At 57.0% G+C, this 17,647-nt stretch carries 14 protein-coding genes; 5 read left to right on the top strand and 9 right to left on the bottom strand.

Translation table 11 applies throughout. The annotated features are described in order from the left end of the window. Nucleotides 1-55: 55 nt before the first annotated feature. The 8 genes from DDQ68_RS04705 to pseB form a co-directional block, all read right to left on the bottom strand. Nucleotides 56-433, bottom strand: coding sequence for a GNAT family N-acetyltransferase (locus tag DDQ68_RS04705; protein WP_109655281.1), 378 nt, complete (start codon nt 431-433; stop codon nt 56-58). 45 nt (nt 434-478) lie between these two features. After that, nucleotides 479-2,002, bottom strand: coding sequence for a UDP-2,4-diacetamido-2,4,6-trideoxy-beta-L-altropyranose hydrolase (gene pseG, locus DDQ68_RS04700; RefSeq protein WP_109655280.1), 1,524 nt, complete (start codon nt 2,000-2,002; stop codon nt 479-481). A 3-nt stretch (nt 2,003-2,005) separates the two neighbouring features. Next, entirely contained in the window at nt 2,006-2,740 is a 735-nt protein-coding gene (locus DDQ68_RS04695) for a cytidylyltransferase domain-containing protein (protein WP_109655279.1), read from the bottom strand. After that, nucleotides 2,740-3,405 carry a pseudaminic acid biosynthesis-associated methylase gene (locus DDQ68_RS04690; RefSeq protein ID WP_109658315.1) on the bottom strand — a complete coding sequence of 222 codons (666 nt, stop codon included), beginning with the start codon at nt 3,403-3,405 and terminating at the stop codon, nt 2,740-2,742. Before DDQ68_RS04690 ends, DDQ68_RS04695 begins: the two co-directional genes overlap by 1 nt. 141 nt (nt 3,406-3,546) lie before the next feature. Beyond that, nucleotides 3,547-5,151, bottom strand: coding sequence for a hypothetical protein (locus DDQ68_RS04685; protein WP_162549848.1), 1,605 nt, complete (start codon nt 5,149-5,151; stop codon nt 3,547-3,549). 71 nt (nt 5,152-5,222) lie between these two features. Continuing rightward, a complete protein-coding gene (locus DDQ68_RS04680) occupies nt 5,223-5,906 on the bottom strand; it encodes a TylF/MycF/NovP-related O-methyltransferase (RefSeq protein WP_109655277.1) in 684 nt (227 codons plus the stop codon). 110 nt (nt 5,907-6,016) lie between these two features. Further along, nucleotides 6,017-7,198 carry a UDP-4-amino-4,6-dideoxy-N-acetyl-beta-L-altrosamine transaminase gene (pseC, locus tag DDQ68_RS04675; RefSeq protein WP_109655276.1) on the bottom strand — a complete coding sequence of 394 codons (1,182 nt, stop codon included), beginning with the start codon at nt 7,196-7,198 and terminating at the stop codon, nt 6,017-6,019. 50 nt (nt 7,199-7,248) lie between these two features. Continuing rightward, on the bottom strand, nt 7,249-8,268 hold the full coding sequence (gene pseB, locus DDQ68_RS04670) for a UDP-N-acetylglucosamine 4,6-dehydratase (inverting) (RefSeq protein WP_109655275.1): 1,020 nt from the start codon (nt 8,266-8,268) through the stop codon (nt 7,249-7,251). Nucleotides 8,269-8,330: 62 nt separating this feature from the next. Here pseB and DDQ68_RS04665 point away from each other — a divergent pair, with 62 nt between their 5' ends. Further along, nucleotides 8,331-10,148, top strand: coding sequence for a hypothetical protein (locus DDQ68_RS04665; RefSeq protein WP_109655274.1), 1,818 nt, complete (start codon nt 8,331-8,333; stop codon nt 10,146-10,148). Between the two features lies 1 nt (nt 10,149). Here DDQ68_RS04665 and DDQ68_RS04660 read toward each other — a convergent pair whose 3' ends face one another. After that, nucleotides 10,150-11,472: a glycosyltransferase family 4 protein gene (locus DDQ68_RS04660; protein ID WP_245897295.1), complete on the bottom strand. Its 1,323-nt coding sequence runs from the start codon at nt 11,470-11,472 to the stop codon at nt 10,150-10,152. A 114-nt stretch (nt 11,473-11,586) separates the two neighbouring features. On the opposite strand from DDQ68_RS04660, the gene DDQ68_RS04655 reads away from it, so the two are divergent. The 4 genes from DDQ68_RS04655 to DDQ68_RS04640 all read left to right on the top strand — a co-directional run bounded on the left by DDQ68_RS04655 (nt 11,587) and on the right by DDQ68_RS04640 (nt 17,533). Continuing rightward, nucleotides 11,587-12,024 (top strand): LPP leucine zipper domain-containing protein, encoded by a 438-nt coding sequence (locus tag DDQ68_RS04655; protein ID WP_109655273.1) that lies wholly within the window; start codon nt 11,587-11,589, stop codon nt 12,022-12,024. A 58-nt stretch (nt 12,025-12,082) separates the two neighbouring features. Beyond that, the gene (ffh, locus tag DDQ68_RS04650; protein ID WP_109655272.1) at nt 12,083-13,447 is read left to right on the top strand and encodes a signal recognition particle protein; all 1,365 of its coding nucleotides are present in this window, start codon (nt 12,083-12,085) and stop codon (nt 13,445-13,447) included. A 1,089-nt stretch (nt 13,448-14,536) separates the two neighbouring features. Then, nucleotides 14,537-16,405 carry a GmrSD restriction endonuclease domain-containing protein gene (locus DDQ68_RS04645; RefSeq protein ID WP_109655271.1) on the top strand — a complete coding sequence of 623 codons (1,869 nt, stop codon included), beginning with the start codon at nt 14,537-14,539 and terminating at the stop codon, nt 16,403-16,405. A gap of 651 nt (nt 16,406-17,056) precedes the next feature. After that, nucleotides 17,057-17,533 carry a hypothetical protein gene (locus DDQ68_RS04640; protein WP_162549847.1) on the top strand — a complete coding sequence of 159 codons (477 nt, stop codon included), beginning with the start codon at nt 17,057-17,059 and terminating at the stop codon, nt 17,531-17,533. The last annotated feature ends 114 nt before the right edge of the window (nt 17,534-17,647 follow it).

Genomic DNA, 17,647 nt, shown 5'->3' with positions numbered 1-17,647 from the left:
AAAAACGAACGCCCAAAGGTACGCCCCGCGGTCGGCCGGGGCCCCCGCCGCGCCGCTAGCCGCGCACGAAGCGGGCCTGCAAGTACTCGCGCATCAGCTGCCACTCGTGGCGCAGCAGGGCCAGGCCTACCACGTTGTGGAACGAGCCATTCTTGTGCACATGCTGGCGGAAATAGGACTCGCGCCGGAATCCAAACTTCTCGTGCAGCCCTCGGCCAAACCACAGCAACTGGGGGCCCGTGATGCGGTTGGCCCCGGGCAGTATCATCGTATCGGCGGTGTAAGTCTGAAGCTTGACGGTATGAGTCCCAGCGGCGGCCACGGCGTCGATGATGGCTAGGCCGCGGCTCAGGTTCTGGGTATATTTGCCGAAAAGCCCGGCGATGATGAGCGGCGGCTGGTCGGGGCCGATGCGGTAGGAACCGATTTGCATGGAAGCAGCGAATGCTGACGAACCAGCCAGCAAACGCGCCCGCCTTCAGGCAATCCAAACAAAATTGAGGCCCCCGGTCGGTGCGTCGGCTTCAAGCGCGGCCCGCTCAAACCCGGCCCGCTCGAAGGCCCGCCCCGAGGCTAGGTTGGCGGCCCGCACTTGCCCTTGTACCCGGCGTACCCTTGGAAACCGCTGCTGTACAGCCTCGGTGCCGGCCAGTAGCAGCGGTGCGGCTAGTCCGCGCCCGCGCCATGCGGTGGCCAACTGGTAGCTCAGCGTGGCCAGCGTGCCTGCCACCTGAAATCGGATAAGGCCCACCGGGGCCCCGCTGTCAATATCTTCAGCCAATAGCAGTAGCGAGTTTGGGTCGGCGAGGCGGGTCCGCAACCAAGCTTCGTGTTCCGCACGTGCAACTGGCTTGGGAGAAAAAGAATGCTGCCGCACCACGGGGTCGTTGGTCCAGGCCAGCAGCAACTCCGAGTTCGAGAGGGCAATGGGAAGTAAGTGAAAAGACGGCGCGGATATGCGCAAAGCCGCAAAAGCCTGCCGCAGTCGCGTCGGAGCCAGGCCATCGAAGTGCTGCCGCTGGGCGGCCCGCAGCCGGGCCCCCACGCGAACCGCTTCGGTACCCGTCAGTACGTTGGCAACGCTGGGGTACGGCAGCGCCAGGCCCGCCCCCCGCAAAAACTGGTCGAGGTCGTGCTGGTTGTCAGCCGTGGGCAGGGTAAACAATAAGCCGCCGCCGGCCGCGCAATATTCGTAGCTGACGGTGCTGGGGGAAAGCACCGCCGCGCCACAGCCGCGCATTAGGGCCCCCAACCCGGCGGCGGGTAAGGCCCGGTGCAACGTCAGGCGAGGGTGCGAGGTGCCCCATTCGCACAATTGCTGCCACCCTTTATAGGCCGGTCCAACCACTACATGCAATTGTTGCACCGCCGCCTCCGGCAACGCCAGCAGCTGAGTGGCTACTTGCTGCGTGAGGTGGTGAGGGTCGGCCCCGCCCAGGCATAGAAGTACCGTGCCCGGGTTTGCCAGTAACTCATTACTCGTTTGGAAGGCGGACCGCAACGGAGCAAAAGCCGGTCCGGCCAACAGCCGGGCCCCCAGTGTACGCACCTCGTAACTCGCTTCGGAAATGCCTCCGGCGGGGTTCAACACCAAATCCGCCGCAAAGGGAAAAGCGTGTAAATCATCCAGGCACACCAGCTTGGCCGCGCCGCGCCGCACGGCCTGTTGGTACGCAAAATCAAAGCCATAGCCGTCGAGCACCAGCACGTCATCGTCGCGCAGTAAATGTTGCCGCAGCCACACGGCCTCCGTAGCCAGCGGTTGCTCTGGCAGTTCCTGCACGGGCAAGCCCGCCGTGGCCAGCAGCCCACGTAAAGAATCGGCGGGGTTTTGCACCACGAAAACCGTTTCCGAAAATTGTCGGCGCACTATTTCAGCCAATGCCAGCAGCCGCATCACATGGCCTAGCCCGGTGGTTGAGCCCCCATCGGCCCGCAGCACCAGCCGGGGCCCCCACGGTGCAGGATTTGCGGCAGTATCGAAAACGAGCGGGATTCCCACGGCTTAAATCTTTTTTTGCTCGACCTCCGCATTCAGCGCCACCAACTTGGGGTGGGCGGCAAGCAGGGCAATTATTTCTTCGCAATCGAGCCGGCCCGCGTTATAATCAGCCAACAACGCCCGGGCCAGCGTAAAGTCCTCCGGCGTGTCCACGGTGAGGCGGTAGCGGCTGGCATCAGTGGCGCGGGTCAAGTGCGCCAAGCGCACGGTACCGGAACGGTTCTGGTTGATATAAGGCGTGACGTGCTCCCGCTCGGCGGGCAGGGTAGCCCGCCGGGCAGCTTCCTCCAGCAACTCCCGCGAGAATACCTCGAAATCGAAACCGCGCGGGTACGTCCGCTGCAACACGTTGGACAGGTACAGGCGCGGGTCGGCCGCGGCCCGGTAGCGGGCCACGCCTTCGGTAATCAACTCGGCCGCGATGAGCGGGCAGTCGCTCGTGACCCGCACCACGGCCTCCAGGTCGTGCTGCCGGGCGCAAAGCAAGAAGCGGCCCAGCACGTCGTGCTCGTCGCCCCGCGTCACGGGCAAGCCGTGCGCCGCACCAAAGGCGGCCAGCACGTCGTCGGCCGCGTTGGTGGTGGTGGCCAAAAACACCGGCAGCCCGGTCTGGCGCAGCCGCCGCAGGTGCCAGCCCAGCAGCGAATCGGCCCCGGCCCGGAGCAGCACCTTGCCCGGCAGGCGCGTGCTGGTCATCCGGGCCTGCGACACGATGCCGACGCGCAAAGCGCCGCTCATCAGGCCCCTATTTTTTCCAGCAAGTACATGCAGTCCGTATTGCCTTGCTCGGCTGGGTTCACGTACGGAAAAAACTCCTGCTGCACCACCCGCAGCTGGCCCGGAAACTGCTCCATGAACAAGCGGGCGTAGTCGCCTTTCCAAGCGTAGCCCACGTTGTCGCGGTACTTAATCGTGGTGATGTCAGGCATGTAGTACTCGAACCCCCAGATGTAGCGGCTGGTGCAGCGCATCATTTCGGCCATTACTTTAGGCAAGTCGTCGGGCGAAATGTGAATCAACACGCCATTGGTACCCACCACGTCAAAGAAATCGTCCTTAAAAGGCAGATCCAGGCCGCTGCCCTGCACAATGTTTACGTGCTGGGTGTACTCTTTGGCCTTCTCGACGGCGTAGGGCTGAATTTCAACCCCGTAGAGGTTCTTGAACCCGTTTTCTTGCAGGCCCATCAACTGCATGCCGGTGTTGCAGCCAACTTCCATAATGCGCGCCTCGCGGCTCAGGTGCCCCAGAAAACGCTCGTTCATGGCCAATTTGGTCTGGCCCCAGTTGTCGAGGTAAAATTGGTTCCAGTCCGCCAAGTGCCGCGAGTTGCGGTCGGTATAGTGGCGGCCAAAGTCGCTGGTCCAGAAATGTTCCTGCTTTGTGTTGGGATTGGATGTCATGTAAAAAAATAGAAGGGCAAAAGGAAACAATGGCCGGAAAGGGCCCCGTAAAAGTACAAACCCGGTGGCGGGCGCTGGGCAGGGCCCGTACTGGCTGACCGGCAGCAGCCCCGCCGCGCTGTGGGCTGGGGCGTGGCTGCATTAAAAAGCGTGGTCGCCGCCCACGGCCCCGCTTTCGTTAAAATCAAAATACCAGGAGGTTACAAAAGGGTTGTCGGCCTGAATGGTTACCCACCCTGGCTGGCCGCCCAGGAACTCCCGCAGCTCGGTATCGGCCTTGGGGTCCAGGCGCAACTGGCCAAACGGCGGCAGCTGGGCTTCCCGCAGCAAGGTTTGGTTGTCGGCCTCGCGGTAGAACGACAGCTGCAAGTGGGCCGGCGTGGCGTATTCTTTCACGGCCGAGCCGTTGAGGATGACCACCACCGAATGGTCGCCGTCCAGGATGGGGCTCCACTTGAACGTGCCCGGCTTGGTGAGTACCTTGGCGTTGGCAATCTGGGAGTTGAAGCACACGTTGGTTGGCAGGTTCATGGCCCGGCCCGTGCGGCCGACGTTGAGGCCGAACTTGAGGCGGGTAGGAATTTGCTCCCGGTTGGGCCAGTGCTTGACGATGTTCACCCCCCGTAGCCGGCGCGCCTGCTCGGGCGGGAAATGCTCGGCAATTACCTCGTTAAAGCTCAGCGTAAAAAATTGGTCAGGGGTGGCGTGTAAGTCCAGGTGCCGCCAATCGCGCACGGTGCCCACCAGCGCCCCCGCTTCGTCGTAAAATGCAAGGCTAATGCCAAACGCCGAGGGCGAGTAGATGGGGTAAAACACCAATTGGGTGTATTCGCCCTCGTCCACAAACAACGGGGCAAAAACCGCGCTGTCGTGAAACCGCTCGTCCGTGTTCCCCCAATAGGCCCCCGCGTCGCTTACGGCCGATGAGTCGTAGTACGTGTGGGTAATGCTCAGCGCGTGGCGGTGCTGCTCAAAATTACCGGCCACGAATCGCGGGAAAAAGCCCCGGAACTGGTGGTGTAGCTTGACGGTGCCTTTGCCGCCGTGCAATAGGGCGTCGAGGTCGATGTAATCGCGCAGCATTACGAAGCGGGTGGCGTAGGCCGGCACGGGAGGCAGCGTGAACTGGCCGCGCTGCCCTTGGCCGTGCTCGTCGATGATAGTCCACTCGATGACGGGGTTATCGTAATTATATACCCCGTTGACAAAAGCGAAAAACGGTGCGTAAGCCGCGCCCGATAAAATATCAAACCCGCACTCGGGCACGATTTTATCCTCGTTTTCCTGCAAGTCTTCGATGTCGTTGTACACCCGGCCCGTGGTGTGGACGCTGGCCATGAATTCGTCGCCGTAATAATTAAGCACGAAGGCCGGGTAAGGATAAACCAAGTCCCGGGTAGCAAAAATTTCTAACTCCAGCGAGCCGGTAAAGTCGGCCTCCGTGGCCCCCAACGCGGTTTCGGCCAGCAGGTCGCCCACGCGCAGCGCAAAAGCCTTGGGCTCGGTGATGAGCAGGCTTTTGCGCAGCAGAATCGGCCCGTCTTCGCCGCGCAGCGTGACGAGCATCTGCACTTCGGGAATGCGCCGCTTGAGCAACCAATACCCCATGAACAGCACCCGGCTGGAATAATTAGCCGTGTGCAGCACCGGAAAAATGGCGGACGAGCGAAATATCGGCCGTCGGATAAGGCTCACCGCTTCGCCTGCCGCCTGCGTTGACTCAAGGTGCTTATGGTAGCTTTTCATGGAAAATCGAAGCATTAAATGGCACGAGCTCGGCCGTACCAGCCGCCAAAAACGCAACTGCCAATTATGATTTATTGTGTATTTGGCGAGGCAATTCTGGGCTTCACCACAAAGCTTGGCGTGTGCGTGTAAGACAGTTTTTGCAGCTGTAAGTTGTGGCGAGCCACTAATTCGTCCACGGCACGGGTTTCGCCCGCCACGGTGCCGTAATCATCAAAAATAAGCACGCCGCCGGGCACAACTAGGTCGTAAAATGCGTCCAAGGCTACCTTGCTGGGCTTGTACACGTCTACGTCGATGTGCAGCAGGGCGATGCGCAGCTCCGGGTGGGCCCCCACGTAAGCAGGTATTGTTTCCACCACGTCGCCGGGGACTAACTCCACGTTGCGCAGCCCTTTGTGCGTCAGCACGGTTTGCACCTGTTCCACGCTTAGGCCCTGGCCAGCCACGTCGTCGTGGCGGGCTGCAAACGCGTTGTCCGACTCGTCTCCGTGCCGCGGGAAAGCGCCAAAAATGTCAAATCCGACGATACGTCGCGATAATGGACTTTCCAGCAATTCCCGAAAAGTAGCCCAGCGCACGAGCGAAGTGGCTTTAAATACCCCGCATTCCACCACTGCGCCCGGCAGGCCGGTTATCAGCTTGTACAATTCAAAGTGCCCCATTGCCTTGGCCAGCCGCGTGATGTCGCTGGTCAGGTAGTAGCCGTTTTCGTAATGGATGGCTTGCGCCGAATCAAAATCCTGAATAGTCATGCAGGAAGAATTTAACGTAAAAAAAGAGTGGAATAAAGCCAGGTGATAAACGCGTGTGGGACGAATAAGCAAATAATGCCCACGCCGTTTGCCCAATCGGCTGATGCCCGCTATTGGCTATTAAACTCCCGGATGCAGGCCACCACGTAGTCCTGCTCGTCGTTGGTGAGGGTAGGGTAGAGGGGCAGGCTCAGGCAGCGGGCGTAGTAGGCCTCGGCCTGCGGGAAATCGCCCTTTTTCCAGCCCAGCCGCTCGTAGTACGGCATCCGGTGGACCGGAATGTAGTGCACCTGCGCAAAAATTTGCCGGGCTTTGAGGAAGTCGTAGAGGCCGCGCCGGTCGGCCACCTGCACCACGTAGAGGTGGTAGGCGTGGCCGGGGCGGCCGGGGGCCAGCACGTCCACGCCGGGCAGGGCAGCAAAGGCATCATCGTAGCGGGCGGCCAGCTGGCGGCGGCGGGCCAAGCCAGCGTCAGCGCGCGCCAACTGGCTGAGACCCAAGGCGCAGTTAATGTCGGAAATGCGGTAGTTGTAGCCCAACTCCTGCATTTCCATGTACCAGCCGCCCTCGCCGGGGTTCACAAACGAGGCCTCGTCGCGGGTGATGCCGTGGGTGCGCAGGCGCAGCAGGCGGTGGTAGAGGCGCTCGTCGTTGGTCGTTACCATGCCGCCCTCGCCGGTGGCAATGTGCTTGACGGGGTGGAAGCTGAAGATGGCCAAATCGGCCAGCTGCCCGCTGCCGCAGCGCCGCTCCTGCCCCTTGGAATCGACAAAAAAGCCGCCCGGTGCGTGGCAGGCATCCTCAATAACCCACAGGCCAAACTCGTCGGCCAGGGCCCGGGCCTGCTCCAAATCCGCGCCCAGCCCGGCAAAATCCACCGGAATCAGGCCCTGGAAATGGCCCTTCGGGTGTGCGGCAAGCAAGGCCCGCACTTGCGCAAGGTCGATGTGCCCGGTAACGGGGTCTATGTCGGCAAAGTGCACCTCGCCGCCGCAGTACAGCACGCAGTTGGCCGAGGCCGCGAAGGTGAGGGGCGTGGTGATGACGCGCTGCCCGGGGCCCACGCCCAGCGCCAACGCGCACAGGTGCAGCGCCGCCGTGCCGTTGCTCACGGCCACGGCGTAGCGGGCCCCGATGTATTCGGCAAACCGGGCCTCAAACTCCGCCACGCGGGGGCCCTGGGTCAGGAAATCGGCGCGCAAGGCGTCGGCCACGGCGGCCACGTCGGCGTCGGTGATGTGCTGGTGGCCGTAGGGCAGGGGGTGGGCGGGGTAGAAAGTGGGGTCGAGCATGGGCCCCAAAGGTAAAGACGGGCGCGCTTTGGGGCCCCCAGCTCCGGCCCTTACGCCACGAAGTCAGCGTCCACGTGCCGCCGGATTTCCTCTTGAATCTGGGCTGCGTCGAGCCACTCGTTGTTGTTAGCTGAGTCGTAGTGGAAGCCCAGCGGCACGCGCTGGCCGTGGAAGTGGGCCACAAACTTGTCCACGTTCCAGTTCGGCGTGTTGGGTAGAATGACGTAGTAGCGGTCCAGTTCCACCGTGCTCAGGGCGTCTGTTTCGGTAATCATTTCCTCGTGCAGCTTCTCGCCGGGGCGGATGCCCACAATGCGCTGCTCGCAGTCGGGCCCGATGGCGCGGGCCACTTCGGTGATCTTATAGGACGGGATTTTCGGCACGAAAATTTCGCCGCCCCAGGCGTGCTCCAGCGCGTAGAGCACCAGGTCCACGCCTTCTTCGAGCGAGATGTTGAAGCGCGTCATGTCGGGGTGGGTGATGGGTAGCACGCCGGTGCGGCGCTCCTTCAAAAAGAAGGGTACCACCGAGCCGCGCGAGCCAATCACGTTGCCGTAGCGCACCACCGAAAACCGCAAATCGCGCGCGCCCTTCATGTTGTTAGCGGCTACAAACAGCTTGTCCGAGCACAGTTTGGTGGCCCCGTACAGGTTGATGGGCGCGGCGGCCTTATCAGTGCTCAGGGCCACTACGTTCTTCACGCCGCAGTCGAGGGCGGCGTTAATCACGTTTTCGGCCCCGAAAATGTTAGTTTTGATGCACTCCATCGGGTTGTATTCGGCGGCGGGCACCTGCTTGAGGGCGGCGGCGTGAATCACGATGTCGATGCCCTCGCAGGCGCGCTGTAAGCGCTGCGGGTCGCGCACGTCGCCGATGAAGTAGCGGATGGCCGGGTATTGGGCCGGGCTGAATTCCTGGCTCATCTCGTACTGCTTCAGCTCATCGCGCGAGAACACCACCAGCCGCTTCACCTGCGGGAATTTTGCGAAAACAGTGCGCACGAACTGCTTACCGAACGAGCCGGTGCCGCCCGTGACGAGGATGGACTTGTGGTTGAGGTCGAGGGCCATGAAAAGCGAAAGAGGGAAAGGGCAAAAGTACGCACCCGGGCCGGGCGGCGTAAATTTGTGGAATGGCCGAGCCCGTAAAACTTCTCATTTGGGACCTGGACGATACCTTCTGGCGCGGTACGCTCTCGGAGGGCCCCGTGGCGCCTATCGCCGAAAACCTAGCCCTTGTGCGCTCCACTGCCGCCTGCGGCCTGGTGCACACTGTCGTCAGTAAGAACGACCCCGCCGCCGCCGAGGCCGAATTGGAGGCACTGGGCATCCGCGACTTATTCGTGTTTTTGCGCATCGGCTGGCAGCCCAAGGGCCCCGTCATCAAGGAGTTGCTGGACGCCATGCAGCTCCGGGCTCCCAACGCGCTGTTCCTCGACGACAATCCCGTGAACCTGCGCGAGGCCGCCTTCTACAACCCCGGCCTGCAAACCGCCGACCCCGCCGACCTGCCCATGCTGGCCGGGGTCCTACTCGCCAGCGGCAAGCCCGACCCCGAGTTTTCGCGCCTAAAACAGTACCAACTATTGGAGCGCCAGCAGCAGGCCCGCGCCCAGTACGAGGGCGATAACCTTGCTTTTTTGCGCGCCGCCGGCGTGCAAGTTGAGTTCCGCGAGGGCCCCGAAGTAGTACCCGATTTGGCTCGCATCGAGGAGCTCATCAACCGCTCCAACCAACTCAATTTCACCAAGCTACGGGTTACTACCGAAGCACTGGCGGCTAGCTTCGCCGACCCGGCCCGCCGCTGGGGCACGGTGCGCGTGCGCGACCAGTTCGGCGACTACGGTCTGGTGGGCGCGTTTTGTCTGAATATTGCGGCGAATCGGCTGGAGCAGTTTGTGTTTTCGTGCCGTATTCTGCACCTCGGCGTCGAGCAGTTTACTTACGCTCGGCTGGGTTTCCCAGCGCTGGACGTGCAGGGCGACGTAGCCACGGAATTGAACAATACCGACCGGCCCGATTGGCTGACGGTTGCTGCCGGGGCCCCCGCCGCGCCGCCCGCGCCCGCCGCCGGGGCCCCCAGGCTGCGCGTGTTTCTAAAAGGCGGCTGCGACTTGGGCCAGCTCACGCCCTTCCTGCAAGCCTTCGATTTGGACGTGCACGAAGAATTCAACTTCCTCAATGAAAACCAGATAACGGCGCACCTGGAGCACACTATGCTGCTGCGCCAGACCCGCGAGCTGCCCGCCGCCGAGCAGCAGCGCCTGGCCCACCGCCTACCGTTTCTGGGCGCTGAGGCGTACGCTACGGACTTGTGGAGCGGCGCCTACGACGTACTGGTGTTCAGCCCGCTGATGGACTATACCCAGGACCTGTACCGCGAGCGGGCCACGGGCATCGCCGTTCCTTTCGGTGGCTACCGCGACCTCACGGCCGAGCTACCGGAGCCCCTGGCGGCCCGTTACGCCCAGCGCAAGTTCCGGGGAATGGACGAGGCCTTTTTGCGGCAGTTTGCGCACGACTTTCAGTTTGAAGGCCCCATTGGCCCCGCCAAGTTCCGCGAAAATCTGGCTTGGCTGCGCCAGCAGGTGCCGGCGCCCGTGCCCATTTTCTTCCTCAATGGCACCGAAATCGACGTGCCTAATTCGGGCGAGCCCGGGGCCCCCCAGCGCCACGCAGCCCTGAACGCGGCCCTGGAGGCTTTCGTTAAAACGGCCCCCAATTGCTTCGTCGTCGACGCCCGCTCGTTCATCAACCAGCGCGCCGACGTGACCAACAACCTGCGCCATTACCAACCGCGCCACTACCGCACCCTGGCGCAGCACTTGGCCGCGGCCATCGGCGAGTGGCGGGGCCGGCAGCTGACGCACTCGGCCTGGGCCGATTGGCGCGCGCGCCTCTGGAACCGGATGCCCGCCAAGTTGCGCGGGGTCGTGGCGCGGCTCACGTAGCTTAGCCCCGCGCTGGGGCCCTCACGATGGTGGCTAGCTGCTTCGTAAGGGCCCGGCGGGTGTAGCGGCCGTGGCTGGCGGCGGGCAGGTCCAGGTTGGGGTTGATGGCCCATTGGTGGAGCAGCATATCCAGGGTTTCCTGCATCAGGGCCGCATCGGCGTAGGGCAGGGCCTGGCCAGCGCCGCATTCTTGCAGCAGCTTATCGGCGTCGGAGCCAGCGGGGCCCACGCACAGTACGGGTTTGTTAGCGGCTAAATACTCGAATATTTTGCCCGGCAAAATGCCCCGGTTGCGTGGTACGTCCGGAATCGCCATCAGCAGCACGGTGGCTTGCAACAGCTCGGCCACCGAGGCGGCGTGCGGCACAAACGACTGATACTCGGTGACTCCGGCCAAGCCCGCGGCGCTTACTTGGGCCCGCAGCTCGGCGCTCACCTGGCCCACGAAGCGTAGCCGCACGGGTACGGCGGGGTGGCGCTTCAGGGCCCCGGCCAGGGCCCCCAGCAGGCCGCCGAGGTGGTATAATTCGGTGATGGTGCCGGTGTGGGTGATGCGGAAGCAATCGGCCGGGGGCTGCGAGGGCTGGCCAAAGTCGGGCGCGTCGTAGCCGTTGGGCAGCACGTGGATTTTGCCTGCCGCCAGCCCCGGCACCTTGGTCCGAAACAGGCGCTCGGTTTCGGGCGAGGTCACGAGCACGGCGTCGGCCCGCATCAGCACCTGGCGCTCATAGCGGGCATCGAGCCAGGCGGCCAGGGGCGTGTGGTGCAGGTCTTTATAATAATAAATATCCGTCCATGGGTCGCGCATATCGGCCAGCCAGCGCAGGCCGTAGCGCTTTTGCAGCGCCAGGCCGATGAGCTGGGTGGAGTGCGGCGGCGAGCTGGTGAGCACCGCATCGAAGGTTTCGCCGGCGGCCAGCAGGCGCTCCACGGCCCGTAGCGCGTGCTTGTTCCAGCCGCGGCGCGGGTCCGGAATGAACAGGTTGCCGCGCACGAAGCGCAAGGCCTGCTGCATCAGCCCCGGCTTGCCCTCGTTGGCGAAGCCGCCGTAGGGCACGGCGCGGCCCGTCAGCTTCTTGTAGCTCTCGAACGGCTCCGAAGTGGGCGTGCGGATGACGCGCACGCCGGCCGGCACGTCGGCGGCCAGGCTTTCGTCCAGCACCGGGTAGGTGGCCTGGGTGGCGTCCACGGTCACCACGGTGGCTTCCACCCCAAAGTCGCCCAGGTATTTCACCCATTTCAGGCAGCGCTGCACACCGGCTCCGCCCGAAGGCGGCCAGTAGTAGGTGAGGATGAGCAGGCGCAACGGGCGGGTTTCGGGCACGGGAACAAAAAACGGGCGCGACGACTGCGCTAAACTGCAAAGCTACGCGCACGACACGCCCATCGCCGCCGTAACTTTACGCCCCGCCTCCGCACCGCGGGCCATTCTTCTTCCATGAATAACGACCAAATTAATGAGCTGCTGGCCCTGATGGGGCAACAAATCAAGGGCCAAGCCGAACTACGCGAAACCTCTGACCGCCGCTTCGCGCAGCTGACCGACGTGATGGTGAGCGGTTTTTTGCGGTTGGAAGACCGGCTCGGGGCCCGCATCGACAATGTTTCGGCGCGGGTGGACCACCTCACGGAACGGGTGGACAACCTCACCGAAGAAGTGAAGGAAATCAAAGAAGACGTGCGGGAAGTCAAAACCCAGGGTCAGGAAACCAACCGCCGTCTCGGCAACGTTTTTGAGCATACCGGCCAGCTAACCGAAGCATCGAAAGCCACTGGGATGCGGCTAAGCTACATGGAGGAAGCCCAGCAGCCCACCAATGCCGAACTGGACGCTCGGTTAAGAGCCGTCGAAGCTCAGTTCCGCAACCCCTCTTAACCAGGCGGAACCCTAAAAAATCTGTTCAATCCGTTAAAATTCGTTTAATCCGTGGTCTATGTTCGATAACCTCTCCACTAAGCTCGACCGGGCCATCAAAACCCTCAAGGGTCAGGGTAGCATCTCCGAAATCAACGTTGCGGCCACCATCAAGGAAATCCGTCGGGCCCTGGTCGATGCCGACGTTAACTACAAAGTTGCCAAAGATGTAACCGATAAAATCAAGGACGAGGCCATGGGCCGCAACGTGCTTACGGCCGTCTCGCCGGGCCAGCTCATGGTCAAAATTGTGTACGACGAGCTGACCGCGCTCATGGGCGGCGAAAAGCAGGACATCGTCATCAAGGGCGACCCGGCCGTGGTGCTGCTTTCGGGCCTGCAAGGTTCGGGCAAAACTACGTTTGCCGGCAAGCTGGCCAGCTTCATCAAGAAGCAGAACCGCACTGTGCTGCTGGTGGCCTGCGACGTGTATCGCCCCGCCGCCATCGAGCAGCTGAAGGTGCTCGGCGAGCAAATTGGGGTGGAGGTGTACAGCGAAATCGACAACAAGAACCCGGTCGAGATTTCGCGCAACGCCATCGACTACGCCAAGAAAAACAACAAGAAGGTAGTCATCGTCGACACCGCCGGCCGCCTGGCCGTCGACGAGCAGATGATGCGCGAGATTGAGGCCGTCAAAAGCGCTATCAACCCCAGCGAAACGCTGTTTGTGGTGGACGCCATGACCGGGCAGGACGCCGTGAACACCGCCAAAACCTTCAACGACCGCCTAAATTTCGACGGCGTGGTGCTCACCAAGCTCGACGGCGACAGCCGCGGCGGGGCGGCCCTTAGCATTCGGGCCGTGGTGGAGAAGCCCATCAAGTTTATCTCGACGGGCGAGAAAATGGAAGCTCTCGACCTGTTCTACCCCGACCGCATGGCCCAGCGCATCCTGGGCATGGGCGACGTGATTTCGCTCGTGGAGCGGGCCCAGCAGCAGTTCGACGAGGACGAGGCCAAGCGCATCAACGCCAAAATCCGTAAGAACCAGTTCAACTTCGACGATTTTCTCTCGCAGCTGGACCAGATCAAGAAGATGGGCAACATCAAGGACCTGATGGGCATGATTCCGGGCATGAGCAAGGCCATGAAGGACGTCGAAATCGACGACGACGCCTTCAAGCCCGTTGAGGCCATCATTAAGAGCATGACCAAGCAGGAGCGGGCCAACCCCGACCTCATCAACGGCTCGCGCAAGCGCCGCCTGGCTAAGGGCTCTGGCACTGACATTCAGCAGGTAAATGCCCTAATGAAGCAGTTCGAAGACATGCGCAAAATGATGCGCACCATGAACAAGATGAGCCAGACCAAGGGCGGCATGGCCCAAATGGCCAAGATGATGGGCGGCCTCAAAGGGGGCCCCGGCGGTATGATGCGCTAGCTCCACCGTAAGCGGATTTACAACAAAAACGAAACGGCCGGGAATCTTTTCCCGGCTGTTTCGTTATCTCATAGTGAAAGAATAGTTTTTTAAGGTGTTTTGGTTTAAAAATCCCACGGTCCTTGGCTGTGGGATTTTTCATTTACTGACAATCAGTTACTTAACTGTTAAAAGTAGTCCTTCACTTTCCCATTGTATCCCATAATCCCGAATTGTGGGATACAGAAAATGGGTTTTGGGATACAGAAAATACAAGCTGGAGGAAAGCACGAATCCTGATAACAAGGCGGTTAATCGTGAATTTGCCAGCTTGGACACTTGTTCCTGGTGCCTAGAAGGTCACCCGAATCGAATATGCTGTATACCGAGATCCTCTCGGCACCCCGCTTCCAAGCGTTACCCCACCCAGGGTGGCGTAAAACCAACGTTCTTGAAGCCGTAGGCGCGGGCTCTTCTCACGTTTTGAAGGAATGCAATTGGGTATTCCGCCACCACGCCCCTAACTGTGGACGTGGTTGCCAAAAGGTAGAAGCCCAGCAAGTGCCCCTGCGTAAACATGATATGGGCTAAGTAACTAAAACTGCCTATCAATCTGCCTTTTCTATACCGGCGATGATAGCCAGCATCCCGTGTAGTACATGCCTGCCACAATTTTGCCGTTGTAGCCTGTCTTTTTGCCGGCTCTGTAGCCCAGCCGGGACGCTAAATGACTCCAGTTAATCTCCCTTTAACCGTTATAAAGAGGGCTCTTCATTTTAATGGTACCAACACTTCGGGCATACACCACCTCGAATAGGTCTACCACTTGCCGTGTTTTGTGAGACCGTACAACGCACGTGGATACACGTGGATAATGGATGACATTACTAATTTACTACAAGCCTGAAATCGCGCGAGGGATTCATAACTTTTTGAACAGGAAGTTTTTATGGAAATACACGTCAGTAAATGTCTCAAACAAACTAAACGAGGGCGTGAGTCACTAAATCAGTAGCTATATTAGTGAGCCCAGTACACTTAGTCGTTCAATAAGGTGAAAGCCTTTCCAACTAGTGCTTTGTTTTAAAAACGATTGAATTTCCCTTATCCATGCAGCCAGACAAACAGTCACTGAACTTAAGAAAAGACCTTGAACCTGAGCTTTCAATTCGTGGTGAGAGTATTCAACGAGTTTATAATTTCTATATCGAAGAGCGATTATTGGTTAATAGGCGATATCAGCGAAAACTTGTATGGAATGTGGAAGAAAAGCAAAAGTTTTTGGACTCGATAATTATGAGCTATCCGGTCCCTCTTTTCCTGTGGGCAAGTGTTGAGTATAACGATAAAGACCGCTACGAAATAATTGACGGCATGCAAAGGCTCAATGCCATTACATCTTTTATTGAGCAAGAATTTGGTTTATTAGTTAAGGAGGAAGGCGGTGGCGAAAAAGAATATTTCTTTGACTTAGATACAATGGCTGATACAAAGCTTTTGAAGGACGAGAATTTATTGGAACAAAAAGTGCCAATGCTTTCAAGAGCTATTTGTAGCAAAATTGCTGGTTATCTTCTTCCGCTTTCTGTTTATAGAATGGAAACGTCAGAAGAAATTGATGAAATCTTCAGAAGAATAAATTCTGGTGGTAGACAATTGTCAATTCAAGAAGTTAGACAGTCAAGCTCATTAGGTGGTTTTGCAGATGCTGTTAGAAGAATTGCTGCTAAAATCCGTGGTGATGACTCTAATTCAGATATGCTACTTTTAAACGCGATGCGAAAAATAAGTGTATCCAATAAAAGGCTACAGCATTATGGCATTAATGTAGATGATATATTTTGGGTGAAGCAAGGAATAATTTCTCGTGAAAAGATGAGGCAGTCAAATGATGAAGAAATCGTGGCTGACATATTGTCGAGCATGATTTTGTATCCCGATAAGTTCACAAGCAACGCAGTGCTTTTGAATAATATGTACGGGATTCATTCACTGGACAGCCCTACTCAAACAGACCGCCATCAGAAAATAGAATCCGAATTAAGCAAAGACTTGGATGGGTGGGTTGATAAATTTATTGCTATCTATGATGTGGTTCGCCAAGTTATGGAAGTGGCTAACGAGTCTTTTAACTCGCTTGTCAATAAACATACGGAAAGCAGGTTTTCACCAAAACACTTCCAAACCATTTTTATGGCATTGTATGAGCTAATCGCTATCGATAAGAAGATGGTGGTTAGTTATGAACTTTTAGTTAAAAAGTTTAGAGAAGCTGGCAAGATAATGAGAATTGCTTCTGGATCTTATAGTGGTAAAAATAAAAATACAAACATAGCCGCTGTCAAAGGCGTTTTTATAGAATCATTTCGTAGTAGGGAATCACACGAGGAAAATCCTGCTGAAGACAACTGGACGACAAGGTTGGAAAACATTCTAGTCCAATCATATACGGAGCAATCGCTATACGATTTCAAGCTAGGATTACACAACCTTGATGAACAGGGTCTTTTTAATCAGGAATCGCTAGAAAAAATAGTCAAAACTTTAACCGCCATGGCTAATGTCGGAAAAAAAGCAACTGGTTATATTATAATCGGTGTGGCTGACAATGAAAAGGACGCTTCATTCTGTCTACAATATTATCAAGAACAGGGCGTGAGGACCCAGCCCATAAAGTTTGGCAATTTTTGTGTGACAGGTGTAAATGGGGAAGTAGATAAACACTACAAAAGCGACCATGATAAATACATGTCATTGATCAGTAGTAAAGTAAAGAACATGCCTGTTGAATCCGGATTTTTGCATAACAATATAAGAATTTGGTCGATCAAATACTTTGGTAAAGCCATAGTAATATTTCGGGTAAATTCGGCTGACCATCCTGTGACATTTGACGAAGGATTTTATACTAGAATTGATAGCAATACTGTAAAAGTCAAGAGCTCTGAATTTAATTTTTTGCATAAAAAATTTAGTTAAAATAAGGCTTTGAAATAATTATAAATGAGTTAGTACAAAGCCAAAAGGTACTACGATTTTATAACTGTAATGCCTTAGAGTTATTAAGCTGCTGGTGAAGCTTAATGGATGCAAAGTCGCCCACTACGATTGACTATGCCTCCGCAGCCTTCGGTGAGTCCAATGCAAATCGGAGCCGATTCGAGTAATATGGGGGCGTTCCTGAGAATGCCCCTCTCAATACCCAAGGCTGTTGCCACAAAGATCAGCACAATCAGTATCGGGCTGTGTCCACTTGCTCTATTCCCCTGACGCTGGACATCTCTACGTTGACGATGTCAGCTAACGCTTCTTTACTCGTAACATTATAAAGATTGGGTATAGCTTTGTCAATGAAATTACTGAACTAGTTTAAGTGCAAAAGGTATACAACTGAATTTTTGCACTTAGTTACGATAGAAATAGAGGTCTCATCTATAACTTAGTTAACTTGCTGACCTCATATTTCAAGCCTTATTTTGCTTCACTATTTCTTGCCAAGCTCTAAAACAAAGTGCAATGCAGATACCAAGCGACACATTGTATAAGACCTTTTTGCGAAGGTTAAAGACACAGGAAAGGGCGTATAATGACCTTGGATTTTTTTATACGCCGCGCCTATTTGCAAAATTTGTGAGGCGTTATCCTGAACTAAAGCCAAGATTAAGTGATGTTTACGATGAATTAATTAATCAGGTAGATGTAGTTTTGGTAGATGGTAGAATGAAGAAGCTTCATGAACTGCAATCTGTCTCAATAAAAAACCTCGACGTGTACGGCACACTGCATGACGGGAAGGAAATTATGCTGAATAATTTTCAAGTTATTAGTGCTAGTATAAAGCATATCACGTTAGACCATACCGTTTCTTTTTATAACTTGGTTAATCAGAACTTATCTCAACTACCTGACTTAAAGTTGCTCTATCAAACTATTAGCAATGGACGGAAGCTAAATAAGGAGAAAATGCGCGGTGAGTACGAAAGGATAGTAAACCAATACAGTATGGATGAAGTCGATACTGTATTAAAAGAGGTTAAATACCTAGCTGTGCATACCAAATTAGTGCTTATGCCAAGTCACTTAAATTATTCAAAAGGAAAGAAGTGATAGGATAGCTGTAGCTATGCTTGAAAAAATGCTACCTTCTTGTAACTACCTTAGTAAGAACATGGCATGCGCGTTAGCGAACGAATATGTCGCAGCAAAAGGTTACGCCATAGC

Source organism: Hymenobacter nivis (genome assembly GCF_003149515.1).
In the GTDB taxonomy this organism is placed as follows: Bacteria; Bacteroidota; Bacteroidia; order Cytophagales; family Hymenobacteraceae; genus Hymenobacter; species Hymenobacter nivis.
This window is presented reverse-complemented; position numbering and strand designations above follow the sequence as displayed.